At 56.7% G+C, this 25,273-nt stretch carries 21 protein-coding genes; 13 read left to right on the top strand and 8 right to left on the bottom strand.

Going from position 1 to position 25,273, the window contains the following annotated elements:
• Positions 1–3: 3 nt before the first annotated feature.
• The 4 genes from ACYZTU_RS21560 to ACYZTU_RS21545 form a co-directional block, all read right to left on the bottom strand.
• Positions 4–1,836 carry an ABC transporter ATP-binding protein gene (locus ACYZTU_RS21560; protein WP_461965373.1) on the bottom strand — a complete coding sequence of 611 codons (1,833 nt, stop codon included), beginning with the start codon at positions 1,834–1,836 and terminating at the stop codon, positions 4–6.
• A gap of 82 nt (positions 1,837–1,918) precedes the next feature.
• Positions 1,919–2,476 carry a peptidylprolyl isomerase gene (locus tag ACYZTU_RS21555; RefSeq protein WP_461965371.1) on the bottom strand — a complete coding sequence of 186 codons (558 nt, stop codon included), beginning with the start codon at positions 2,474–2,476 and terminating at the stop codon, positions 1,919–1,921.
• Complete coding sequence (locus ACYZTU_RS21550) at positions 2,470–3,285, bottom strand: alpha/beta fold hydrolase (protein ID WP_461965369.1); 816 nt, start codon at positions 3,283–3,285, stop codon at positions 2,470–2,472. The genes ACYZTU_RS21555 and ACYZTU_RS21550 overlap by 7 nt, the downstream gene beginning before the upstream one ends.
• Positions 3,286–3,299: 14 nt before the next feature.
• Positions 3,300–4,223 (bottom strand): LysR family transcriptional regulator, encoded by a 924-nt coding sequence (locus ACYZTU_RS21545; protein WP_461965367.1) that lies wholly within the window; start codon positions 4,221–4,223, stop codon positions 3,300–3,302.
• A 48-nt stretch (positions 4,224–4,271) separates the two neighbouring features.
• Here ACYZTU_RS21545 and ACYZTU_RS21540 point away from each other — a divergent pair, with 48 nt between their 5' ends.
• From ACYZTU_RS21540 to ACYZTU_RS21530, 3 genes are all read left to right on the top strand, one after another.
• A complete protein-coding gene (locus tag ACYZTU_RS21540) occupies positions 4,272–4,601 on the top strand; it encodes a 3-phosphoglycerate kinase (protein WP_461965365.1) in 330 nt (109 codons plus the stop codon).
• A 151-nt stretch (positions 4,602–4,752) separates the two neighbouring features.
• Positions 4,753–5,352, top strand: coding sequence for an FMN-dependent NADH-azoreductase (locus tag ACYZTU_RS21535; RefSeq protein ID WP_461965363.1), 600 nt, complete (start codon positions 4,753–4,755; stop codon positions 5,350–5,352).
• Between the two features lie 211 nt (positions 5,353–5,563).
• A complete protein-coding gene (locus tag ACYZTU_RS21530) occupies positions 5,564–6,430 on the top strand; it encodes a carboxylate/amino acid/amine transporter (protein WP_461965361.1) in 867 nt (288 codons plus the stop codon).
• A 108-nt stretch (positions 6,431–6,538) separates the two neighbouring features.
• Here the strand turns inward: ACYZTU_RS21530 and ACYZTU_RS21525 are convergent, their stop codons facing one another.
• Complete coding sequence (locus ACYZTU_RS21525) at positions 6,539–7,837, bottom strand: mechanosensitive ion channel family protein (protein ID WP_461965359.1); 1,299 nt, start codon at positions 7,835–7,837, stop codon at positions 6,539–6,541.
• Between the two features lie 193 nt (positions 7,838–8,030).
• On the opposite strand from ACYZTU_RS21525, the gene ACYZTU_RS21520 reads away from it, so the two are divergent.
• Positions 8,031–9,377, top strand: a complete 1,347-nt coding sequence (locus tag ACYZTU_RS21520) for a DEAD/DEAH box helicase (RefSeq protein WP_064679181.1) — start codon at positions 8,031–8,033, stop codon at positions 9,375–9,377.
• Between the two features lie 72 nt (positions 9,378–9,449).
• Here the strand turns inward: ACYZTU_RS21520 and ACYZTU_RS21515 are convergent, their stop codons facing one another.
• Positions 9,450–9,725 carry a hypothetical protein gene (locus ACYZTU_RS21515; RefSeq protein ID WP_461965357.1) on the bottom strand — a complete coding sequence of 92 codons (276 nt, stop codon included), beginning with the start codon at positions 9,723–9,725 and terminating at the stop codon, positions 9,450–9,452.
• Positions 9,726–10,106: 381 nt separating this feature from the next.
• Here ACYZTU_RS21515 and ACYZTU_RS21510 point away from each other — a divergent pair, with 381 nt between their 5' ends.
• The 9 genes from ACYZTU_RS21510 to ACYZTU_RS21470 all read left to right on the top strand — a co-directional run bounded on the left by ACYZTU_RS21510 (position 10,107) and on the right by ACYZTU_RS21470 (position 23,203).
• Positions 10,107–16,598 (top strand): two-partner secretion domain-containing protein, encoded by a 6,492-nt coding sequence (locus tag ACYZTU_RS21510; protein WP_461965355.1) that lies wholly within the window; start codon positions 10,107–10,109, stop codon positions 16,596–16,598.
• Between the two features lie 41 nt (positions 16,599–16,639).
• A complete protein-coding gene (locus tag ACYZTU_RS21505; protein WP_461965353.1) occupies positions 16,640–16,948 on the top strand; it encodes a hemagglutinin repeat-containing protein in 309 nt (102 codons plus the stop codon).
• The gene (locus ACYZTU_RS21500; protein WP_461965351.1) at positions 16,949–20,572 is read left to right on the top strand and encodes a hemagglutinin repeat-containing protein; all 3,624 of its coding nucleotides are present in this window, start codon (positions 16,949–16,951) and stop codon (positions 20,570–20,572) included.
• A 10-nt stretch (positions 20,573–20,582) separates the two neighbouring features.
• The gene (locus tag ACYZTU_RS21495; protein ID WP_461965349.1) at positions 20,583–21,032 is read left to right on the top strand and encodes a DUF2247 family protein; all 450 of its coding nucleotides are present in this window, start codon (positions 20,583–20,585) and stop codon (positions 21,030–21,032) included.
• A gap of 165 nt (positions 21,033–21,197) precedes the next feature.
• Positions 21,198–21,518: a hypothetical protein gene (locus tag ACYZTU_RS21490; protein WP_461965347.1), complete on the top strand. Its 321-nt coding sequence runs from the start codon at positions 21,198–21,200 to the stop codon at positions 21,516–21,518.
• Between the two features lie 2 nt (positions 21,519–21,520).
• Positions 21,521–21,970 carry an SMI1/KNR4 family protein gene (locus tag ACYZTU_RS21485; protein ID WP_461965345.1) on the top strand — a complete coding sequence of 150 codons (450 nt, stop codon included), beginning with the start codon at positions 21,521–21,523 and terminating at the stop codon, positions 21,968–21,970.
• Between the two features lie 76 nt (positions 21,971–22,046).
• Positions 22,047–22,502: a hypothetical protein gene (locus ACYZTU_RS21480; protein ID WP_461965343.1), complete on the top strand. Its 456-nt coding sequence runs from the start codon at positions 22,047–22,049 to the stop codon at positions 22,500–22,502.
• Positions 22,503–22,520: 18 nt separating this feature from the next.
• Positions 22,521–22,952, top strand: a complete 432-nt coding sequence (locus ACYZTU_RS21475; RefSeq protein ID WP_461965341.1) for a hypothetical protein — start codon at positions 22,521–22,523, stop codon at positions 22,950–22,952.
• A 38-nt stretch (positions 22,953–22,990) separates the two neighbouring features.
• Positions 22,991–23,203, top strand: coding sequence for a glycohydrolase toxin TNT-related protein (locus ACYZTU_RS21470; protein WP_461971127.1), 213 nt, complete (start codon positions 22,991–22,993; stop codon positions 23,201–23,203).
• Positions 23,204–23,233: 30 nt separating this feature from the next.
• Here the strand turns inward: ACYZTU_RS21470 and tnpC are convergent, their stop codons facing one another.
• Together tnpC and tnpB are read right to left on the bottom strand one after the other, a co-directional pair.
• A complete protein-coding gene (tnpC, locus tag ACYZTU_RS21465; RefSeq protein WP_461965339.1) occupies positions 23,234–24,778 on the bottom strand; it encodes an IS66 family transposase in 1,545 nt (514 codons plus the stop codon).
• 16 nt (positions 24,779–24,794) lie between these two features.
• Positions 24,795–25,154, bottom strand: coding sequence for an IS66 family insertion sequence element accessory protein TnpB (gene tnpB, locus ACYZTU_RS21460; RefSeq protein ID WP_461965337.1), 360 nt, complete (start codon positions 25,152–25,154; stop codon positions 24,795–24,797).
• Between the last annotated feature and the right edge of the window lie 119 nt (positions 25,155–25,273).

Genomic DNA, 25,273 nt, shown 5'->3' with positions numbered 1-25,273 from the left:
GGTTCAATCGATCCCGACAAAACCACCGGTTTGATGCTGCCACAACCGCGCATACAACCCGCCATGGGCCAGCAGTTCGGCGTGGCTGCCGGTTTCGGCGATCTTGCCGTTTTCCAGCACCACCAGTCGGTCCATCCGGGCGATGGTCGAGAGCCGGTGGGCGATGGCGATCACGGTTTTGCCCTGCATCAGGGTTTCGAGGCTTTCCTGGATCGCCGCTTCGACCTCCGAGTCCAGCGCAGAGGTCGCCTCGTCCATGATCAGGATCGGCGCGTCCTTGAGCAGCACGCGAGCAATCGCAATCCGCTGGCGCTGGCCGCCGGAGAGTTTCACGCCGCGTTCACCAACGTGGGCATCGAAACCGGTGCGGCCTTCGGCGTCCGACAACAACGGGATGAACGCGTCGGCTCGGGCTTTGTGTGCCGCTTCCCAGAGTTCGGCGTCGGTGGCGTCGGGTTTGCCGTAAAGCAAATTGTCGCGGATCGAGCGATGCAGCAAGGACGTGTCCTGGGTGATCATGCCGATGCGCTCGCGCAGGCTTTCCTGGCCGACTTCAGCAATGTTCTGCCCATCGATGAGGATGGCTCCGCCCTCCACGTCATAGAGGCGCAGCAGCAGGTTGACCAGGGTCGACTTGCCGGCACCGGACGGACCGATCAGGCCGATTTTCTCGCCGGGCTTGATGGTCAGATTGAGGTCGCCGATGATCCCGCTCTTCTTGCCATAGTGGAAATCCACGTACTCGAAACGCACTTCGCCACGGGTGACCGACAGCGGTTTGGCCTGTTCGCGATCGGTGACGCTGACTGGTTGAGAGATGGTCTGCAAACCGTCCTGGACCATGCCGATGTTTTCGAAAATGCCGGTGACCACCCACATGATCCAACCGGACATGTTGACGATGCGGATGACCAAACCGGTGGCCAAGGCAATGGCGCCTACGGTGATCAGCGACTGGGTCCACAGCCACAGGGCCAGGCCGGTGGTGCCGACGATCAGCAAGCCGTTCATGCTGGTAATGACCACGTCCATGCTGGTGACCACGCGGCCAGCCAGTTGGGCTTTTACGGTTTGTTCTTCGATCGCTTCCTTGGCGTACTGCTGCTCGAAATTGGTGTGGGCGAACAGCTTCAGGGTGGTGATGTTGGTGTAGCCATCGACGATCCGCCCCATGAGTTTGGAACGCGCGTCGGACGACACCACCGAACGTTCTTTGACCCGTGGTACGAAGTAGCAGAGGGCGCCGATATAAGCGGCGATCCACGTCAGTAGCGGGATCATCAGGCGCCAGTCGGCTTCGGCGAATAGCACCAGCGAACTGATCGCGTAGATCAGCACATGCCACAGCGCGTCCACTGCTTGCACGGCCGAATCGCGCAACGAGTTGCCGGTCTGCATGATGCGCTGGGCGATGCGCCCGGCGAAGTCGTTCTGGAAGAAATTCAGGCTCTGTTTGAGCACATAACTGTGGTTCTGCCAGCGGATCAGGCTGGTCATGCTGGGGCTCAGGGTCTGGTGCACCAGCAGGTCATGCAGGCCAACAAAAATCGGCCGAAAAACCAGGGCTACCACCGCCATCCAGGCCAGCTCGATGCCGTGTTCCTTGAAGAAATCGACGTTAGGCGTGCCTTGGGTCAGGTCGATGATGCGACTCAGGTAACTGAACAGCGCCACTTCGATCAGCGCACCGATCAGACCGACGAACAGCAGGACGGCGAAACTCGGCCAGACCTGCTTCAGGTAATAGGTATAGAAAGGCAGAACCCGATCCGGCGGAGCGGTCGTCGGGGCATCGCGGAAAATGTCGATCAGTTTCTCAAAACGGCGATAAAGCATCAGTTCTCCGCCCGCGCACGGGCTCTCCTTTGAACAGTGTGAGCGGCGCGCTCCGGCAGCCGCTCATGACTTGCTGTGCAGCTTAGTCGATGACTTTGGCCGACTTGATGAACACAGGGTCGGCTGGCACATCTTTCATGCCGCCACGGGTGGTGGTTTGCGAGTTGACGATGACGTCCACCACGTCCATGCCTTTCACGACTTTACCGAAGACCGCATAGCCGTCACCGCTGTCGAGGAAGTCGTTGTCTTTGACGTTCACGAAGAACTGGCTAGTGGCCGAATCAGGACTAGAGGTGCGGGCCATGGACAGCGTGCCACGGACGTTATGCAGACCGTTTTTGGACTCGTTCTTGATCGGTGCCTTGGTTTCTTTTTGCGTCATCTCTTTAGTAAAACCACCGCCCTGGACCATGAAGCCAGGAATCACACGGTGGAAAATCGTGTTGTTGTAGAAGCCGCTGTTGACGTAATCAAGGAAGTTCTTGGTACTGATCGGGGCCTTGACCGGGTCCAGTTCGATTTCGATCTGGCCATTAGTGGTCTCCAGCAGCACGTGCGGCGCCTTGGTGGGCGTTGCGGCCATCAGGTTGGCGGCAAACAGAACGGAGCCAGCGACGAGGGCGATTTTTTTCAGCATGGGTCAGTAATCCTGAGTGAGGTGGTGTCGACTGCGGTGAGAAACTCGAGCAGGGTTTGGTTGAAGTGATCGGGTTGATCCAGCGGGGTGGCGTGGCGCGAATCGGCGATCACCACCAGCCGCGCATCGGGCAGCAGTTTTATATAGGTCTCTTTTAGCGAGACCGGTGTGTAGTCACGGTCGGCGCTGACGATAAGGGTTGGACAGGAGACCTTCGAAAGTCGTTCCTGAACCCCCCAGCCAACGATCGCATCGAAGCTGGCGAGATAAGCATGTTTGTCGTTTTTTGCCCAGCGCTCGGCCATCTTTTGTCGCAAATCAGCCTGTTCCGGTTTAGGGAACAGCTTGGCGCCCAGAGCCTTGCCGATAGCGCCCAGGCTGAGGACGCGCATCAGGCTCCAGCGCTTGAACCACTGCCAATAGTCGTCGCGGCTGCGCAGTTTGACCTCGGGCGCGCTGTTGACGATGCACAGGCTTTTGAGCAATTGCGGCTGATCCACGGCCAGTTGAAAACCGATCATGCCGCCCATGGACAAGCCCACGTAATGAGTGGGGCCCAGGTTCAGGTGTTCGATCAGGGCAATCAGGTCGGCGCTGAACCCGGCGATGCTGTAACGCTCGCGGGGCTTGTCTGAGCGGCCGTGGCCGCGTACATCCGGGACGATCACCCGGTAGCGGGCCGACAGCGCCGGGATCTGCTCTTCCCAGTCCAGGGTGCTGGAACCCAGTCCGTGAACCAGCAGCAACGGCGCACCGTGACCATATTCCTCATAGTGCAGGTTGCAACCTTCGTGTTCGAAATAGGCCATGTTTACACTCCGTGTCAGGCTTGTTCAGGGGCGGCGAAAGGGGTATCCAGCGGCGCGGTGTCGAAGGTGCGCAGCAGTTCGATGAGAATCTGCGTGGCCGGACCCAAGGGTTTGTCCTTGTTCGAGTAGAGGTAGAAGCTCGGGTTACGGCTGCCACCCTGGTCCAACGGTAGCAGCTTGAGCAGACCTTCCTTGAGTTCTCGTTCGATCATGTGCCGAGGCAACCAGGCGAAACCCAGGCCACTGCTGACAAAAGTCGCCGCGGTGGCCAAGCTGCCGACGGTCCAGCGCTGTTCCGCGCCGAGCCAGCCAACGTCCCTTGGCTGCTGGCGACCGGAGTCGCGGATGACCACTTGCAGTTGGCTTTCCAGGTCCTGGAAATTCAGTTCGCGATTGAGGCGATGCAACGGATGTTCGGGATGGGCCACCGCGACGAACTCGACGTCGCTCAATTCCGCGCCCAGGTAACCCGGGATGCTGAAACCACTGATGGCCAAGTCGGCCACGCCTTCGAGCAGGACTTCTTCCACGCCCGACAACACTTCTTCGCGCAGACGCACCCGGCAGCCACGGCTTTGCGGCATGAACGCGGTCAAGGCGCGGACGAGGCGGGCGCTCGGGTACGCAGCGTCGACTACCAGCCGCACTTCCGCTTCCCAGCCTTGTTCCATGTGATGGGCCAGGTCTTCCAGCTGACTGGCCTGTTTCACCAGTTGCCGGGAACGACGCAGCAGCACCCCGCCGGCTTCGGTCAGCACGGCTTTGCGGCCGTCGATACGCAACAGCGGCACGCCAAGCTGATCCTGCATGCGCGCCACGGTGTAGCTGACCGACGATTGCGAACGGTGCAGCGCTTCGGCGGCCTGGGCGAAACCACCGTGGTCGACCACGGCCTGCAACGTTCGCCATTGATCAAGGGTCACGCGGGGCGCTTTCATGAATAGCTCCTCTTGTCTAAGCTGGCAGTCCTAATTGGAGACTGCTGAATGAAAAAGCTTTGTTGTGTGGTATCGGGTTGTGTGCTGCTGGTGATGTTGCCGCTGACGGCATTTGCCTATCCAATCGATGTTCAAAAACAGCTGAATGGCTTGAGCATCGACTACAACGCGTATGACACAGATAGCGACATTGCCTCCATTCAGGTGAACAACTACGGCACCACCGATGCGATCTGTAAGGTGGTTTTCAACAATGGCCCGGAAGCACCGCGCACCCGCAAAATCGAAGTGCCAGCCGGCAAACACACCAATGCCACCGCGAAGTTCACCCGAACCATCATCAAGATGCGTATCAACCTGAGTTGCACCCCAAAATGACGTCCAGCGGAGCATGGCAACGGGTCATGCTCCGCTTATAAACGAATTTATTGATGGGTTATAGCAGTTATTTGCGCTTTTTCATCGATATGGTTCTGTTTAACCTTCACTCCATCGCCTTACAGCATTCTCAGATGGAGCCTACATCCCCATGTCACGTGTTCTGATCATCGAAAGCAGCGCCCGTCAGCAAGACTCGGTTTCCCGTCAACTGACCCAGACCTTCATCAGCCAGTGGCAAGCGACTCACCCGGTAGACCAGATCACGGTGCGTGACCTGGCCGTCAACCCGGTGCCACACCTGGACATCAACCTGCTGGGCGGGTGGATGAAGCCCGCCGAACAGCGCAGCGACATCGAACAAGTTTCCCTGGAACGCTCCAACCAGCTGACCGACGAACTGCTGGCCGCCGACGTGCTGGTTATGGCTGCGCCGATGTACAACTTCGCGATCCCAAGCACGTTGAAAGCCTGGCTCGATCACGTGCTGCGTGCCGGCGTGACCTTCAAGTACACCGACACCGGCCCACAAGGTCTGCTCAGCGGCAAGCGTGCCTATGTGTTGACTGCTCGCGGCGGGATCTACGCCGGCAGCACCGCGGACCACCAGGAACCGTACCTGCGTCAGGTCATGGGCTTCATCGGGATCCACGACGTGACCTTTATTCACGCCGAAGGCATGAACCTGGGCGGTGACTTCCAGGAGAAGGGTCTGAACCAGGCCAACGCGAAGCTTGCCCAGGTCGCCTGAGGCTTTAATCGCCAGATAATCCCTTGATGTTCAAGTGACCTGGCGCAACCCCTTCAAGGCTCTACGCGCATCGAACCTCCCTTTGCACTTGTTGCTCCTGAGTGCTGTAGCCCGATTGAACGCTTTAGCGAGATCGGGCTTTTTTTTGCCTGGGATTTAGCGATGGCCGGCAAAAACCGCTATCGTCGCCGCCATTCGAAATGAGGCGAGCATGGGCTATCTACTTTTTGTGACGCTGATTCAGGCGTTTTCCTTCAGTCTGATCGGCGAATACCTGGCCGGTCATGTCGACAGTTTCTTCGCGGTGCTGGTGCGCGTGGTGCTGGCGGGGCTGGTGTTCATTCCGTTGACTCGCTGGCGTTCGGTTGAGCCGGCGTTCATGCGCGGCATGCTGCTGATCGGCGCGTTGCAATTCGGCGTGACCTACGTCTGCCTGTACCTGAGCTTTCAGGTGCTGACAGTGCCGGAGGTGTTGCTGTTCACCATCCTCACGCCGCTGCACGTAACCCTGATTGAAGACGCGCTGAACCGGCGCTTCAATCCATGGGCATTGATCGCAGCATTGGTGGCGGTGATGGGCGCGGCGGTGATTCGCTACGACCGGATCAACCCGGATTTCTTCATGGGGTTCCTGCTGCTGCAACTGGCCAACTTCACCTACGCCGCCGGGCAGGTGCTCTACAAGCATCTGGTCGCCCGTCATCCGAGCGATCTACCGCATTATCGGCGCTTCGGTTACTTCTATCTCGGCGCATTGGCGGTGGCGTTGCCAGCGTTTCTGCTGTTCGGTAAACAGAACTTCCTGCCCGAAGCACCGCTGCAATGGGGCGTGCTGGTGTTCCTCGGCCTGGTCTCGACTGCGCTCGGGTTGTACTGGTGGAACAAGGGCGCGTGCCTGGTGAATGGCGGGGTGCTCGCGGTGATGAACAACCTGCATGTGCCGGTGGGATTGCTGATCAATCTGCTGATCTGGAATCAGCATGAAGCGCTGGGGCGGTTGTTGTTTGGCGGGATGGTGATTCTGATGGCGGTGTGGATCAGTCGGTTGGGTGTACGTCAATCGGCAGTCGCACACTGAACCCATGTGGGAGCGAGCTTGCTCGCGAAAGCGGTGTGTCAGATAACATCTATGTCGACTGACACTCAGCCATCGCGAGCAAGCTCGCTCCCACAGGGGATTGCGGTGCTACATGATGTGTTTTTCGGGCTCTGGAATGTGGCTAGAACCCAGCAGCGCCGGCAATAACCCGGCCCTTAAATCACCACCACTGGGCTGCTGATACAGGCTCAAGCCAAATTCCGGCAACACCGCCAGCAGGTAATCAAAAATGTCCCCCTGGATCCGCTCGTAATCCGCCCACGCAGTGGTGCGAGTAAAACAGTAAATTTCCAGCGGAATACCCTGGGCGGTGGTCTGCATCTGCCGAACCATGCACGTCATGTTTGGCTGGATTTCCGGGTGGCTTTTCAGATACGCCAGCGCATAGGCGCGGAAAGTCCCGATATTGGTCATCCGCCGACGGTTGGCCGACATTGCGGCCACATTGCCCTGGGCTTCGTTCCAGGCCTTGAGTTCAGCCTGTTTGCGGCTGATGTAATCGGTCAGCAGATGCACCTGGGACAGTTTCTGCTCTTCGTCATCGCGGATGAACCGCACGCCGCTGGCGTCGATGAACAGGCTGCGCTTGATCCGTCGTCCACCGGACTGTTGCATGCCGCGCCAGTTCTTGAACGACTCGGACATCAGGCGCCAGGTCGGAATCGAAACGATGGTCTTGTCGAAATTCTGCACCTTGACCGTGTGCAGCGTGATGTCGACCACGTCACCGTCCGCGCCGACTTGCGGCATCTCGATCCAGTCGCCGACCCGCAGCATGTCGTTGCTGGTCAGCTGCACGCTGGCGACGAACGACAGCAGGGTGTCCTTGTAAACCAACAGGATCACCGCCGACATGGCGCCCAGACCCGACAGCAGCAACAGCGGGGAACGGTCGATCAGCGTCGAGACAATGATAATCGCGCCAAACACGTACAAGACCATTTTCGCCAGTTGCACGTAGCCTTTGATCGAGCGGGTGCGGGCATGCTCAGTGCGCGCATAGATGTCCAGCAGGGCGTTGAGCACGGCGCTGATGGCCAGCACCAGAAATAGAATGGTGAACGCAAGCGCGACATTGCCAAGGAAGATCAGGCTGGTTTTGCCCAACTCCGGCACCAGGTGCAGGCCGAACTGAATCACCAGCGACGGCGTCATTTGCGCCAGGCGATGAAACACCTTGTTGTGCCGCAAATCGTTGACCCAGTGCAGCGCCGGCTGGCGGCCGAGCATTTTGGTCGCATGAAGAATGAGGTAGCGCGCCACTCGTCCGAGGACCAGCGCAATCACCAGCAACACCATCAGCGCCAGGCTGGAATGCAGGAGCGGGTGCTGATCGAGCGCACCCCAAAGGTCTTGGACGTTGAGCCAGAGCTGTTTGATATCCATGGTCGAAAACGGTTCTTCTGTAGGACGCGACGGGGCGATTAGAGCATTTAAGACGCTTTGGATGACGTTTTTGGACAAAAGACGCAACAAAAAAACCACTGTTTAGCGCCGTTTGTATAAAGAAACTCGGCCTTAGCGCTCGAAACCGTTACCCTATGCAGCTGTTTTTTTGTATTTCTTCGAGGTAGCACCCGTGTTTTCCCAATTCGCCCTGCACGAACGCCTGCTCAAAGCCGTGGCCGAGCTTAAATTTGTCGAGCCAACGCCTGTGCAAGCAGCGGCTATTCCGCTGGCGCTCCAAGGGCGTGACTTGCGGGTGACAGCGCAAACCGGCAGCGGCAAAACCGCTGCATTCGTTTTGCCGATCCTCAACCGTTTGATCGGCCCGGCTAAAGTTCGCGTCAGCATCAAGACCCTGATCCTGCTGCCGACCCGCGAGCTGGCTCAGCAGACCATCAAGGAAGTCGAGCGCTTTGCGCAGTTCACGTTCATCAAGTCCGGCCTGATCACCGGCGGTGAAGACTTCAAGGTCCAGGCCGCCATGCTGCGCAAGGTGCCGGACATCCTGATCGGTACGCCGGGCCGGATGATCGAGCAACTGAACGCCGGCAACCTCGACCTCAAAGAAGTCGAAGTCCTGGTCCTCGACGAAGCCGACCGTATGCTCGACATGGGTTTTGCTGAAGACGTCCAGCGCCTGGTGCAAGAGTGCACCAACCGTCAGCAGACCATGCTGTTCTCCGCCACCACCGGTGGTTCGGGCCTGCGCGAGATGGTCGCCAAGGTGTTGAACAACCCTGAGCACCTGCAGCTGAACAACGTCAGCGATCTGAACGCGACCACCCGTCAGCAGATCATCACCGCTGACCACAACCAGCACAAAGAACAGATCGTGAACTGGCTGCTGGCCAACGAGACTTATCAGAAGGCCATCGTGTTCACCAACACCCGGGCCATGGCCGACCGTATCTACGGCCGTCTGGTGGCGCAGGAATACAAAGCGTTCGTGCTGCACGGTGACAAAGACCAGAAGGACCGCAAGCTGGCCATCGATCGCCTGAAGCAGGGCGGCGTGAAAATCCTGGTTGCCACCGACGTCGCCGCTCGCGGCCTCGATGTGGATGGCCTGGACCTGGTGATCAACTTCGACATGCCGCGCAGCGGCGACGAGTATGTTCACCGCATCGGTCGTACCGGCCGCGCCGGCAACGATGGCCTGGCCATCTCGCTGATCTGCCACGGCGACTGGAATCTGATGTCGAGCGTCGAGCGCTACCTCAAGCAGAGCTTCGAGCGCCGCACCATCAAGGAAGTCAAAGGCACCTACGGCGGACCGAAAAAGGTCAAGGCCTCGGGTAAAGCCGTTGGCGTGAAGAAGAAAAAAGTCGACGCCAAAGGCGACAAGAAGAAAACCGGCGCCAAGGCCCCGACCAAACGCAAAATCGCCAACCGCCCGAAGACCGACGCCCTGTCGCTGGTCAGCAAGGACGGCATGGCCCCGTTGAAGCGCCGCAAGCCGGAAGCACCGGCTGCTGAATAAAGCCGCGTCGTGACCCCATAAAAAAACCGGACAAATGTCCGGTTTTTTTATGCCTGGGATTCCTGGGTGGGATCAACCCTCGGTTTTCTTCTCCGCCGATTTCAACTCCTTGAGTCGCTGATCGATCAGCTGGCACTTGTCGGGCAAATCCTTGCTGGCTGTGCCCAAATCCATCTTCTGCAACTCAGCGTTGATCTCCTTAGCCTTGGCCGGGTTCTGCTCGGTGAGTTTGGTTACCTCCTTGGCCAATTGTTCGCGTTTGGCGGTGGCTTCCTCGGGGGTGCAGGCCCAGACGGGAAGGGCGCAGGCGAGGGTGGCGGCGAGGGTGAGTTTCAGCAGGGTTTTCATGGGTTGGGCCTCAATATCTGCATCGCGACGATATTGAGTGGAGGGTCGAGCGCTCTGAAAAGTTCAGGAAGCCTGCGAAGACCAGCGGCCTAGAACGGTTGTAAAAAAGCCCGAAATCAACTTATTGACGCCAGAATGGTGGCAGCTTAACATTGCGCCATCATATTGATATCACTTTGTCATTTCGAGGGATCGAACAGTCCTGACGCCTGCCGTCGCGAAGGACAGTGCACCATGCCCCTGGACGTCCTGACCGGGCGCGCACTTATCCCCATATGAAGTCCGACCCGCTGCGAGCACCCATCGTGCTGGCAGTGTCGGAATCGCTTTGCCTTCGATTTTTGTCCTCAACCATCGCTCCGACGAAACGAGATCTTTGACATGGACGTTCGCCACTACGCTTTTCTCGCTCGCCAGCCCTCTGCGGATCTGAAAGCCCGAGAACACTTCTGGGGTATGCCCAAGCGCGGATTGGCGTTCCTGTTGGCCAACGTTATGTTCTGGCAGCCGATGTGGGCCCAGGCCGAGGGGATCGTCGTGGCGACGCCCGGCACCAGTCTCGGTCAGGCGGGCAATGGCGTGCCGATCGTCAACATCGCCACACCCAATGGCAGCGGCCTGTCGCATAACCAGTTTCACGATTACAACGTCGGCGCTCAGGGTGTGATCCTCAACAACGTCGCCGCGCAAACCGGTGCGACGCAGTTGGGCGGCATCATCATCGGCAACCCCAACATGACCAACCGGGTCGCGGCGCAGACCATTCTGAACGAAGTGGTCGGCGGCAGCCCGAGCCAGTTGCGCGGTTACACCGAAGTGGCGGGACAGTCGGCGCGAGTGATCGTCGCCAACCCGTATGGCATCAGCTGCAACGGTTGCGGGTTTATCAACACCCCGCGCGTGACATTGACCACTGGCAAGCCAGTGCTCGACGGCGGCGGTCGTCTGGATCGCTTTCAGGTCGATCAGGGCAGTGTCTCCATCGAAGGTGCCGGGCTCAACGCCAACAACGTCGACCGCTTCGAAATCATCACCCGCAGCGCGAAAATCAACGCCGAGATTCAGGCGAACAATCTGACCCTCATCGCCGGACGCAACGACGTCAACGCCGACAGCCTCAACGCCACCGCCCGCGCCGATGACGGCAGCGCCAAACCAGGGTTGGCCATCGACTCTTCGGCCTTGGGCGGTATGTATGCGGGGGCGATCAAACTGGTCGGCACCGAGGCCGGGGTCGGGGTGAAACTCGATGGCAAACTGATCGCCAGCGGTGGCGATATCCAGCTTGATGCCAATGGCCACTTGAGCCTGGTCGACACCTCGGCGACTAACGGCGCGGTCAATGTCAAAGCCGCCAGTTTAGACGCTCGTGGCCCGGTCTATGCGGGCACGGCGCTGAACGTGCAAACCCAGAGCAACCTGACCAACCAGCAAACCCTCGCCGCCCGGGACAGCATCACCCTGACCGCCGGCGGTGTGCTGACCAACAACGGCATCATCGAAGCCGGGGTCAACGCCGACACCAGCCGCAACGCCAGCGGCGATGTGAGCCTGACCGCGCAGAACCTCAACAACACCGGTAAGACCGTGGTTGCCAGTCGCAATCTGGCGGTCAATACCGCGCAGACCCTGAACAATCAGAGCGGCACTTTGAGCACCGCGCAAACCGCAAACATTACCGCCGGCACCCTGGATAACCAGAACAACGGCCGGGTGTTGAGCAATGGCAACCTCAATCTCACGGCCAAGCAGGTGCTCAACGCCAAAGGTCTGATCAACAGTTCAGGCGATCTCAGCGCCACCCTTGGTCACCTGAACAACCACAATGGCGAGGTCTTCAGCGCTGGCATCACCACGGTTGCGGGCCAGAGCCTGGACAACAACAGTGGCAGCCTTGTCGCTCAGCGAAAGCTGGATATTCGCTTCGACAATACCTTGAGCAACATCGGAGGTTTGATCAGTGGCAAAAGCGCGACCACTGTCACGACCGGTACGTTCGACAACACCCTGGGCGGTCAATTGATCAGCGGCGATACGCTCGACCTGACCGCGACCCAAGTCAGCAACGGAGTTGCCAGCCGAATCGCCAGCGATAAAACCCTGACCGCCAGTGTCACCGGCTTCGATCAGCAGGGCGGTCAGCTGTTCAGCAAAACCGCCCTGCGCCTGGACTTGAATCAGGGCCAACTGAATAACCAGAACGGACTGATCAACGCGCCTTTGCTGATGTTGAAAAACCTCAAGGACATCAACAACCAGAACGGCGAAATTTCCAGCACCGAGGCGTTCACACTGGCCGCTCAGAATCTGGACAACAGCAACGGAAAACTGCTGAGCAATCAGAGCCTGACCCTGCGCCTCGATCAGGCGCTTACCAATCTCAAAGGCCTGATCGCCGCCGCGGCACTCGACGTCAAGGCCGCCAGCCTGGACAACAGCGGCGGCACCCTGACCAGCCGTGCCAACCTCAATCTGAATCTCGACGGGCTGTTGACTAACCAGAACCAGGGGCTGATCAAAGCCACCACCGATCTGACGATCAACAGCAGCGGCCTAAATAACCAGAACGGCTCTTTGCTGGGCAGCGCCATTGCCATCGATTTCGGGGCCGCCACCGGGGACCTGAACAACAGCGGCGGTCTGATCACCACCGCAGGCTTGCTGACCCTTCAGCACCTGCGCGACCTGAATAACCAGAACGGCGAAATCTCCAGCAGCCAAACCCTCGACCTGACTTCCCGTGCCCTGGATAACAGCGGCGGAAAACTGATCAGCAGCAACCTGCTGACGGTCACCGCCGACACGGTACTTAACCAGGCTGGCCTGATCTCCGGCTGGCAAGGCCTGAGCGTCACCGGCAACAGCCTGGACAACCGCAACAAAGGCACGCTGTCGAGTCACGACGCTGATGTGGCCATCAGCGTCAGCGGTGCACTTCTCAACAGCGGCGAAGGCGCGCTGGTCAGCCAGAAAACCCTGAGCGTCAATGCGGCGAGCCTGGACAACAGCAACGGCGGCATCCTCTCCAGTGGCGGCGCCCAGACCCTGACTATCAGCGGGCTGCTGAACAACGCCCAGGGCGGTTTGATCGACAGCGGCGCAACCCTGGTCATGCAGGCCATGACCCTGGGTAACGCCGGCGGCACGGTCAACACAAAACAGGACCTCAGTTTTACCGGCACGGCACTGGATAACACTGGCGGCAATCTGGTCGGTAACGCTGCCGTGACCTTGGACCTGCTCGGCGCCTTGACCAACACCAACGGCAAACTGGCCAGCGCCGGCCCGCTGCTGGTGCAACGCGCCACACAGATCAATAACCAGGGCGGGCAACTCGCCAGCCAAGGCTTGATGACCCTGCTCACCGGTGGCCTGGACAACCGTAATCGCGGCACCATCGCGGCCAACGATCAACTGACCATCACCACGGGCGGTATGCTGCAGAACAGCGCCGACGGCCAGATCTACAGTCAGACTGGCGACCTGCAAATCCAGGCTGCCAGCCTCGCCAACGCCAAGGGCACCCTGCAAAGCCAGGGGGCTTTGAACCTCACCATCGGCGGCGATATCGACAATCAAAGCGGCCGGATCGTCGCCAAGGACGGCGACCTGTCGATCAAGGCCGGCAATCTCGATAACCGCGGCGGCGTGCTCGCCAGTCTGCAAGCGGCGTTCACGGCCAACCTGAGCGGCGTGCTGAAAAACGGCTATGACCTGAACAACAACCGCCGGAGCGGCGTCACCCAGGCGGCGCGCCTGAACCTGACTGCTCTGGCCGGCATCGACAACTATGGCGGGCATATCGCTGCGCAAAGCGGCGACGCGATCATCGTCATCGGCAACTTCGACAACCGAAACGGCGGCCTCTATGCCAAAGGCAAGGTCAATGTTACTGGCCACGATTTCGATAACAGCGGCGACAATGACGGCCAGATTGCCGGTCAACAGATCGACCTGAACCTCAGCGGCGCGCTGAACAATCGACTGGGCATCATCAAGAGCGACAGCACCCTATCGATCAAGGCCGCCAGCCTCGACAACCAGACCGGCCAACTGCGCGCCCTCGGCGCCAATGGCAAAACCAGCTTCCAGATCGGGGGCCTGTTCGACAACCGCAACGGCACTCTGGAAAGCGCCAACACCGACCTGACACTGGCAGTGGGCAGCTTTCTCAACGGCGGCGGCAGTCTGCTGCATGTGGGCAACGGCACTTTCGACATTTCCACCGCCAACGTCACCGGCGCCGGTGGCACCATCGTCACGCGCGGCGGCCTGACCCTCAACGCCGACAGCTGGACCAATAGCAACGTCATCCAGGCCGGGCGCCTGAACGTCAACGTCAACAGTTTCACCCAGACCGCAAGCGGTCAGTTGCTGGCCTCGGAGAGTCTCGTTGGTACCGGTGTCAACTGGACCAACGATGGCTTGATTGCCAGTGATGGCAGCCTGCGGCTAAACCTGAATGGTGCCTATACCGGTGCGGGTCGAGCCACCAGTCTGGGTAGTCTTTCGCTCAACGCGGCAAGTCTGAATCTGTCCGAGGCGGGCCGAATTGCCGGCGGCGGGCCCACAGATATCAGTGCCTCCGGCCCGATCATCAACCATGGGCGGATGACGTCAAATGACGATCTGCTGCTCAATACGGCATCCCTCAGCAACTACGGCACCGTGGGAAGTGCGCAAGACCTTACGGTTAACGCCTCGCAACTGCTCAATCAGCAGGGCTTGATCTTTAGCGGCGCGAACATGCAGCTGCGCAGTAATACGCTGACGAATAACTATGGCGACATTTACAGCCTGGGTGATTTGACCGTCTCTCGGAACGCGGTGGGCGAGCGGGCAGACGTCATCGAGAACATCTCCGGTAGCCTGGAAAGCGCCGGCGACATGCGGTTGCTGGCGACTTCAATCAGCAACCGCAAGGAGGTGCTGACCTTCGCTGAGCAACGCGTGAATGGTCATATCACCCACAGTTGCAGCCATTGTTCGGATGAGTGGAACGTCTGGTACTACGTCAATGAAGTGTATGAGCGCACTGTCGATAAAGACTCGCCGTCTGCCTTCCTGACAGCCGGAGGCAACCTCGATGTCACCGGATCGAACTTCCTCAATCAATACAGTTCGGTATCGGCCGCCAAAAACATCAACATCACGGTCGATACGTTCAAGAATGAAGGTGTGAACCTAGAGACCATTACCTATCGCAGCCACTATAAAAATCCGGCCGACAAGGAGCCGGGAAGCATCTATCTGGGATTGATCGATCCAGGCGGTGCGGTCAATGAGTACAACAAGTACAGCGCCAAATACGTGCCGTTATACCGGCGAGCCGATGGCGGTTACTTCTACCAACAGGAGAGCGGATTAAGCACCGAGCTCAACCCTGATTACGATCCGTCGAAAAACCTGCCGGTGCCTGAAGCGGTCACCAAATATGGGGTTTTTTCGGCAACGCAAACCGCCAGTACGGGTAAAAGCATCAACGCCGTTATTCAGTCTGGCGGCAATACGACCATCACGGCTTCGACTTCTTTCAACAACAGCGTGCAAACGGTCAACGCTCCCATTGTCACCAGCGACAGCAAGGTGGACGACACCGGCACCAAACGTGCGACTAGCCCGTTTATCGTCCACCTCAACAGCCAACTCCCACCGAATCTGTCCCAACAACGGGTCGATCCCCTGACGCTGCCCGGCTTCGTGATACCGGAAGGCCAAAACGGCCTGTTCCGCCTCAGCACGCAGGGCACCACCTCTGGCGCCGCCAACAACGCTCCGCAAAGCTGGACCATGGGCGGTGCCAGCATCACCCCGACGCAACGGCAGCAAACGGTACCTGCCGCCAGCGCCGTCACGGTCAACCGTGTCCAGGGCTTACCGGCCAGCAGCGGCCAGTCCAAACCGCAGAAATACCTGATCGAAACCAACCCGGTACTCACCGACCTCAAGCAATTCATGAGCTCGGATTACCTGCTGTCCAACCTCGGGTACGACCCGGACAACAGTGCCAAACGACTGGGCGATGGCCTCTTCGAACAACGTCTGGTGCAACAGGCCGTGATCGCCCGCACCGGCCAACGCTTCATCAATGGCCAGACCACCGACGAGGGCTTGTTCAAATACCTGATGAACAACGCCGTCGCCAGCAAACAGGCACTAAACCTGTCCTTGGGCGTCAGCCTGACCTCCGAACAAGTCGCGGCACTGACCCACGACATTGTCTGGATGGAAAATGCCGAGGTGAACGGCGAGCAAGTGCTGGTGCCAGTGCTGTACCTGGCCAACGCCAACAATCGCCTGGCCGCCAACGGCGCGTTGATTGCAGGCAACGACATAACCCTGATCGCCGGCAAGGACCTGAACAATGCCGGCACCTTGCGCGCCTCCAACAATCTGTCGGCCACCGCCACCAACGACCTGGTCAACAGTGGCCTGGTGGAAGCCGGCAATCGCCTCGACCTGCTGGCTACCAACAACCTGACCAACAAGGCCGGCGGCATCATCGCCGGTCGTGACGTCTCGCTGACCACCACCCGTGGCGACGTGATCAACGAACGCACCGTCAGCAGTTACTACGACCAGAACGGTCAATGGTCCTGGTCCCAGGGCTTTGCCGACAGCGCGGCGCGGATCGAAGCGGCCAACCACCTGACCATCGGTGCCGGGCGCGACTTCAACAACATCGGCAGCGTGCTCAGCAGCCGGGCTGATCTGACGATTGGAGCGGGCCGGGACGTAAACATCGTGTCGGCGCAGACGCACAACAGCATCACGGATGGCCGAGATCATAACGATGCATCGGTGACTCAGCTGGGCGCGCAGGTGTCCGCGGGTCGCGACCTGACCATTACCGCCGGGCCGGCCGCGACCTGACCGCCATCGCTAGTCAGATCGATGCCAAAGGCGACATCACCATGGCCGCCGAAAATGACCTGACCCTGGCCTCGGCGGCGGATGAACAGCACTCGTACAGCAAAACCAAGAAGGTCACCAGTCAGGAAGACCATGTCAGTCAGGTGTCTACGACGGTCACTGCGGGGGGCACAGTTTCGCTGAATGCGGGCAAGGATCTGGACCTGATTGCCAGTCGGGTGAGTGCGGGGGATGAGGCCTATCTGTTTGCGGCTAACAACCTGACGCTCCAGAGCGCAGAGGACAGCGATTACAGCTTCTACAGCAAAACCAAGAAAAGCTCCTCGGGCAAGAAGAGTCGACTCGACTAGGTGGCCAGCAGCACCAACATCGCCAGCGCAGTGACCTCCGGCGGCAACAGCACCCTGCTGGCCGGTAACGACATGCTGATAAAAGGCAGCGAGATCGCGGCCGATAAAGGCGGTGTGCAACTGGTGGCCGGCAATGACGTGCAGATCGTTGCTGTCGCTGATTCGAACAGTGCCCGCCATGAGAGCAGCGCCAGTAAAAGCAGTTGGGGTGGCTTGAAGTCGAGCAAGGTCAAGGATCAGGTTTCCGAGACGCAAACCACTGCTGTCGGTAGCGTGATCTCGGGTAATACCGTGGATGTCGCTGCTCGTCGTGATGTAACGGTGACTGGGTCGTCATTAGTCAGCACCCAAGACCTTAAGGTTGCAGCGGGACGCGATCTGACCATTAATGCAGCGGAAAATACATTAACCCGTAACGAGCTGCACAAGGAAAAGAACCGTGACCTGGCGGGCGTACTGACGGCCAATAACCTTGGCGTCGATGACATTACCGGCAACCAGCACCTGTCGGTCAGCAGGCAGAACCATACCGGCAAGTCGTCCCAAACTACCTTGACCGGCAGCACAATTGGCTCCAGTGCAGGGAGCATCAGTCTGTCTGCGGGACGCAATCTTGGGGTCATTGCCAGTGATCTGGTCAGTACTCAAAACATGACCCTTAATGGCTCGAACGTGACCATTGCCGCAGGCATGGAAAGCGCGAGTCAGAGCAGCACCGATAAATCCAGCAGTCTCGCTGTTGGGCGAGTAATCGGGGGGGCTGTCGTCGATACTGCCAATAGCATTCGTGCGGCAGTTAAAGCGGCCAACGATGCCGACGACCCTCGACTCAAGGCAGTGAAGTTGGCTCAGGCAGCGCTGGCGGCCTACAACCTCAATGGAATGGCATCCCAGACTGCTGGAGAGAGTTCGGGTTTCAAAGACAAACAAGGTGGAACTGCCAGCAACGGTTCGTTGATAAAAATTGGTACAGAACTCGCCAATACTCATAGCAAAAGTACCAGCGAGTACACCAGCCAGACCGCCAAACAAAGCACGCTCAACGCCGGTAAAGACCTCACCATCACCGCGGCAGGCAACGCAGCAGGAACCCTTGGTGATATTCATATTGTGGGTAGTAGCCTGAAGGCGGCAAATACCCTGTTGCTAGCAAAGAACGACATCACCCTTGAGAGTGCACGGAACACCGCAGACTGGACCAACAACAGTACCAACAATAAAACCAGCATTGGCGCCAGTTTTAATATCGGTCAACAAAATGGCTTCACCCTGGACCTCGGAGCGCAGATTGCCAAAAGCATGGGGACTGGGAGTTCAGTCACCCAGGTCAACAGCACGCTGGACACTGGATCGCTGTTGCTGCGTAGCGGCAACGACACCACCCTGGCTGGTGCCCAGGTGCGTGCTGACAGTATCCAGGCGTTGATCGATGGCAACTTAAATATTATTTCTCGTCAGGACAGCGAGACACAGAAAAACAAGCAAGGCAGCGGCGGTTTCGGCGCCAGCATTTGTATTCCTCCCTTCTGCTACGGCTCGACGGTGGCAGCGTCTGCAAACCTTGCCGCGGGCAATATGAGCAGTGAATACAAGCAGGTGACCGATCAGAGTGGTCTATTTGCCGGCACGGGTGGTTATAGCCTTGATGTTGGCAAAAACACCACACTACAAGGCGCGGTTATTGCGAGCCAAGCCTCTGCCGACAAGAACCTGCTTATCACCGACCGGTTGATCGTCAGTGACATCAAGAATGTCAGCGAGATCAACAGCCAATCTGCTGGAGTGAGCGTCTCCGGCAGCTATGGTGGCGGAGCAGCAAGTGCATCAGTGGGCGGTTTGTCTGGTATTGCGCTGGAAGAGTCTGATCACAGCAGAACCCGCAGTGCGGTCAGCGAAGGCACGATCATTGTGCGCAACGCCGAGGGCGCACATGATCTGGTCGGCCTGAATCGCGACACCGCAAGTGCCAACGAGACGCTTGATAAACCTGACCAAAAAGCCATGGAAGAACGCATGGAGCTTGTAAGAAGCTCCATGGAACTGGTCAAAGGTGTCGGCGACGCCATTACTGCGGCAAAAATCAAAGAAGCTAACGATCCCGATAGCGAAACATCAAAAGCTGCACGTCAGAAGTTGCTCGACAACGGGGTAGTCGATCCGAGTAACGAGCAGGTCGCCAAACAGGTTCAGAGTGATTACGGCGTCGGCAGCAGTTTCCAGAAAGCCAACCAAGCGGTGACGGCCATCGTTCAAGGGCTGGTCGGCGGAAATATCGGCGGTGCTCTGGCGGGCGCTACTGCGCCTTATCTGGCGCAAACGGTCAAGGACATGACGGAGGGGGACGGAACAGCCAATTTAATGGCCCATGCGGTTTTGGGCGCTGTGATCGCGAGAGCAGGTGGTAATTCGGCGTTAGCGGGGGCGGCTGGCGCAGTCGTCGCCGAGGAAACTGCACGACTGATTAGGGAAGAGCTTTATGGTGGAGTCAGCAACGAACAGCTGACGCAAGAGCAAAAGCAAACAATCTCTGCATTGGCCACATTGGCAGCCGGGATTGCGGGCTCAGTCACAGGCAAGGATGCGATATCTGCTGTGGCATCGGCTCACGTCGGGAAGAATACGGTAGAAAACAATTTTCTTAGCCCGGCCGACCAGACGTTGCTGGATCAACTTCGGCAACAGCGGTTGGATAAAGATACCCGCGTTTCCGTTGCTCAGAAACTGGTCGCGTTGGATAAGCTGGATCAAATCTCAAATGCACTGATGGAACGCTATCGTCGGCATCCTGAGACGATGTCTGATGCTGACAAGGCTCAGCTCAACAACTATCTGCAGGAATATACGTACGCACTGATCAATGCTTACGGGCCAGAGGTAGCACAAGCAAAAATTGATGCGCTAACAAGGAGCGGGCCGTTAAAGCAAAGCGATACCGTCGCCTATGCGAGCTACAGCGCAGAAAAGCAGGCTTCACTGGATAGACTGTACCCAGGTGGACTCATTGAGCAGATGAGTCGCCCGTTGAGTCAAAACGAGCAGCTTTATCTCGACTCCCTTGGCACGCTGCGTATCAATCAGAACTACCAGGCGCTTGCTGATGTAGGCACCCCCGCGCTGTACGTAATGAGCGGTAGCTTGGGTCTGGGTATACGCTTGGTCGCTGCTGAAAGTGGGGCACTTCAGATCGTGTACGGTGGGGTGCAAGCCTACAATGGCGACACGTGGGCTGCGGCCGGCAACATAGTGATGGGCGCTCTGAACATTGCGGGTTCAGGGGTGAATGGGGCGTTGAAAGGGGGTGGGGTTGGTAGTGGTGCAAAAGCAATTGATAACTCAGTAATAGGGAAGCCAAGAGTCGGGAGCGCAAACAAACTTCCTGATGGTCAGCATGGATTTAATGACATAATTGATAACTATGCTGGTGATGCAGCTAGATTTGAGATACCAACCAAAGGTCCTGGTGGCGAGGTGGTTAGGGTGTCCGAGTTAAGACAAATTGAAGGTAGCAATAACGGAGCTAGTGGGGTCTTTGAGTGGATTGTTGATGAAGGCAATGTAACTCATCGACGTTTTATTCCTGGTGGCCAAGTCACTGGGTTGCCTAACCAGATTCCGAAGAAATAGGGAGAAAGTAATGTCACCGCTTAACGTGTTGATTAGTTTGGGTTTGGCTTGTTGGTCAACCATTTTTTTTGGGTTTAGAAAACGCTGGATAAGGCGAGATGATGTTTTTGAATACGCCATTAGTCAGCTTTTGAACGGTTGCGAAAGCGAGCGTGTTGCTATCATTGCGGGAGGCGAATACTTAAGTGATGAAGAGCTTCTTGCCATTATCTCAAAACAAATGGAGATGACGGACTGTGTTGCCGACATGGATAAGTGGCGTTTGGCTTTTCTGCTTTGTATTGATGCATCAGATGACAGTGACGAAAATAAAATAAATAGGCTTCAAGAGATCTATGCGGACTTTGGTTATCCGGAAGACATGGCTTCGTGCAGTATTTACTCTCAAGATGGTGTTTGCCCGCTTGTGGCTATGAACCAGGTTGTGAAAAGGTTAAGAGAGAGGTTTTTTCTTCGGTAGTTTGATGGTGCAAAAGAGGGGGTAAGTGTTGGAGGGGGCGTTGTTCAAAACGGTGACTCCGCTACGGGCCTTCTGAGTACTCAGTTAGCCAAAGATGCCAAATCGTATCTCACTGATATTCAGAGTTTGACAGGCAGGCAGTTCACTCCTCAGCAGCTGGATCTTTTGAAAGCGGATCTTCGGGAAAATTCTTACTCGCGTCTCTCCAAAGAAGGTGTTGAGTTGAACCGGGTTGATTTTGAAAAGAAACTGCCAAGCCTCCGAAAAGAATGGGAGAAAAACACCGGCGAGAGCTGGCCAAAAGAAACCTACACTGATAAAAATGGCAGTGTGAAAACCAGAAATTACGATGCTCATCATGTGATAGAGAATAAATTTGGTGGTAAAGCTGAATGGTGGAATATTACACCTGCAATGCGAGGTGTAGAACATCAGGGAGGCATTCATAGAGCGCAAGGTCCAGCAGAAAAATTATTTGGTAGATAACTATGAAAAATTCAGTAGAAATGCGAAAGCTTATAGACGCAATAACATCCGCTGAGCTTTATGAAGGGGATTATGGTGACTGTATATCTAATGTTGATGCCATACTGAGCGGCGTTGACGATTCGGACCGAAAAGGTGTACCTACTGATTATCTGGCGTTTCTTGCGGATTTTGGATTCGGTGAGCTAGACGCTGCGTTTTATGTAGATGATGGTCCAGTAAAGTATTCTTTTATGTCTGGTAGAGGAATAGATGGGTATGAGGGTATGTATGTATTTGCTGGTAACTCAAGTGATGTGCTATATGCTTTTGATTCCAGGAATAATTGGTCGGTAGTGGAGATTAGCTCTGAGGCTGATGGGTTTAAAGTATTGTCGGTGGATTTTTCTAGTTTTATGTTGGATAAGCTTAAGTATGTTAAGGGTCTAGTCGATTGGCGTGTAGATAACTGAGCGTCGAAAGATTCTTAAGAATGGCAAGACCCAAAAGGCGCAATACTTCAACCAAGGGCAATGGGGTAAGCTGCTCTTGGATGCCGCAGGCGATGGCGGAGCTATTGCTGGAGCATTGGCCCCTGTTTTAGGGAGCGGTTCGAAGGTTCTTGCCGGGGCGGGTGGGGCCGTTGACGAGGTAGCTGCGGGCGGAAAAGGCATTCAGAAGGTTCCTGGTTTTGGAGAGGTAGATGACTTCTTTGCATCACAATCGACTAACCTCAATAAAAAGCTGGGAGCAAAAATTGGTGAGGGTCGCTTACCCTATGAAGCAAGCAGGACTGGTGTAGAGCAGGCTAAGGCAACGGTTAAAGAAATCTTAGAGAACGCTACATCTGTGAGCCCAGTAATCCCCAGCTCAACTGTTCGAGGTAGTTACGACCTCATTCACGTGTACAGCTCCAAAACAAATAGCACCGTGAGCTTAAGGGTGTTGCCTAACGGAAAGTATGAATTTGATACGTTAATTCCAGAGAAGTCATCGAAGTTTTAATGTGGAGGTTGAGAGTCCATGCTGAATAAAGAATTTTTATGTGATGTCAGATTTCGTTCGTTTTTTATGAGTGGAGATTTGGTTTGTGAGTTTTTGGTTTTGTTTTTTAGGATGTCTATCGCAGGGTGGGTATCACTAACGATTAGCGATGGTGTATCAAAATTTACAGTGTTAAATTCAGAGCCGGCATTGCTGGAGTTGTCAGAGATAAGTGATGATTTTGCGTATCCAGTTAAGTCGCTAAATGGTCTGGATGAGTTTTTAGGGTTAGAGGTTTTGGCTGTGTACGAGTACAGAATTAAGAATGTCGAGGAAGGTTGTGTTGGGGTGTATTTAGATTTTGGCAGTAGTGGGCTAAGTATCATTGAGTCTGATGAGTGCCTGTCGGTTGTAGAGGGTGTGGTGCAATATTTGAAAGGCGAGATTTCTCTGTATAAAATAGAAATTTAGTTGGTGCAAAAGGCGGTGCTGCGGAGAGTCCAGGATCAATTGGTGCTATAGCCGATAATGAAGCTGGAGGATTTTCTTACTACGACCAGTTTAAGAAAGCTGACGGAGGGTGGGAATGGCCGAAAAACTTAGGTTTCGCTGAAGACCCTGTTAAAAATACGTTACCAGTTGGTACCAAACTGGATCGCTATGGTGGGCCTGATGGTTCATTTCTGTCGCCAAAAGGTACTCCGTTCGTATCCGATCCATGAACCACACCTACCGTAAGACAACCGCCTCGTTTACCGTGGCATCTCTGGCGAGCAGTTCCATGGCAGTAGCGCTTCGTAATCGGCCACCGACTCCGCATGCGGCAGCCGCTCCAGTACGTGGCGCAGCCACGTATAGGGCTCCTGGCCGTTGACCTTGGCGGTCTCGACCAAGCTGTAGATCTGCGCACTGGCGGTGGCGCCTTTGGGCGTGTCGCTGAACAGCCAAGCCTTGCGCCCAATGACAAACGGCTTTATTGCGCGCTCTGCCGGGTTGTTGTCGATCGGTAAAAATCCGGCCTCCACGTAACGCTCCAGACGGCTCCAGTTGCTGGCCAGGTAGTTCACTGCCTTGCCCAGCACACTTTGAGGGGTGACCTGAGGCTGCGTTTTATCCAGCCAGCTTTTCAACTGAGCCAGGATCGGCAGGCTCTTTTCCTGACGAACGATAAAACGCTGCTTATCGCTGACATCCTTGAGTTCACGCTCGATGCCGTACAGCTTGTTGATCATCGTCAGCGCGATATCGGCACGTCCCGTCTTGCCCTTGGGCTGCACTTTTTGCGCATCGACGAACTTGCGCCGTGCATGGGCCATGCACGCCAGCCGCTCCACACCCGGTTGCAACGCCAATGCGTTGTAACCCGCGTAATCATCAGTCATCACGTAGCCGCGATAACTTTCCAGCAGGCGCAACGGCACGTCCTGCGCACGGCTGGACGTGTAGTCGAACAGCACGACTTTTCGGTCTGGCGGCCCGCTGGCCTGCACCCACATCCAGGATTGGCTGGTAGGGTCTCGATCCGGTTCCTTAAGTACCTGGACGCGGGTTTCATCACAGTGGATGACCGGGCTTTCCAGCAATCGGTCGCGCATTAAATTCAGCAACGGTTGTAAGTGCTCTCCGCACTGGATAACCCAGCGAGCGAGAGTCTGACGCGGGATATCGATACCGTGTCGGCTCAGCACCGTTTCGAAACGATGCAGCGGTAAGCCATCGACATACTTGGTGGTCAGCAGCATCGCCAGTACGCTCGGACTGGCCATGCTCTTTTCGATCAACTGAGCAGGTTTATCAGCAGTGACCGGAGCCGTTTCACAACCACGGCAGCCGTAGACTTTGCGGATGTGTTTGATCACTCGGATCTGCATCGGCACGATGTCCAGCTGTTCGCTGGTTTCTTCACTGATCACATGCTTGCGGCAACCGCAGGCACAGGTCAGTTCATGTTCTGGCAGTTCGTGGATGACTTCGATGCGCGGCAGATCAGCCGACAGTGGCTTGCGTTTGCCACGACGTGGCGTCGGAGCAACCACTTCTTCGTCAGCGTCGCCGACTGAAGGCATCGGCTCGCTTTCGGGCTCGTTGAATAACGCGAGTTGAGGCGTGTTGGGTTCAACGGTCTGCTCGGATTTACGTCCGAATAAACGGTCGCGCAGCAACTTGATCTGTTCTTTTAGATCGACGATATGAGTCTGGTATGCCTCAGCCGTTGCCTGCTGACGGCTGAGTGCCTCAAGCAACATTTGCTTGAGCAGAATAGGGTCATCAGGGAGGTCTTCGGGCATCAAATTCATGCCCGGATTATACCCGTCAAGCGACGAATCTTGGCGTTAAAACCTTGTGAGGACGGTTGCGCCAGAGATCAAATCCATCCAGTAGCCAGTTAAGTTCCTGAACGGTCAGCACGATAGCCTCGTCCACCTCATCAGGTGAACTTTTAAAACGCTCGGACTCCAGGCGCTTGAGCCAAAGGCAGAAGCCGTTGCGCTCCCAGTACAACACTTTGACGCGGTTACGGTGGCGATTCAGGAAAACAAAGAGCACGGGGTCAAACACCGCGACCTTGATATCCAGTTCGACCAGCGCAGCCAGGCCATCGATGGACTTTCGAAAGTCTACCGGCTTTGGATAGAGGTACACTTTTTCAACGCTGGCATTGGGACGCATCATGGTGATGGGCTCCTCATGGAAATCGGGAGCACAGCATCAGCCGTCAGCTATCCGCTTGGAATGTGGGGTTCATGGATCCCTTACAAAAAGTACTGGTGCCGGTGCTTTACCTGGCCAGT

Source organism: Pseudomonas sp. HLT2-19-2, assembly GCF_054898005.1.
Note: the sequence above shows the minus strand (reverse complement) of the source record. Positions and strands in the feature narration are given on the sequence as shown.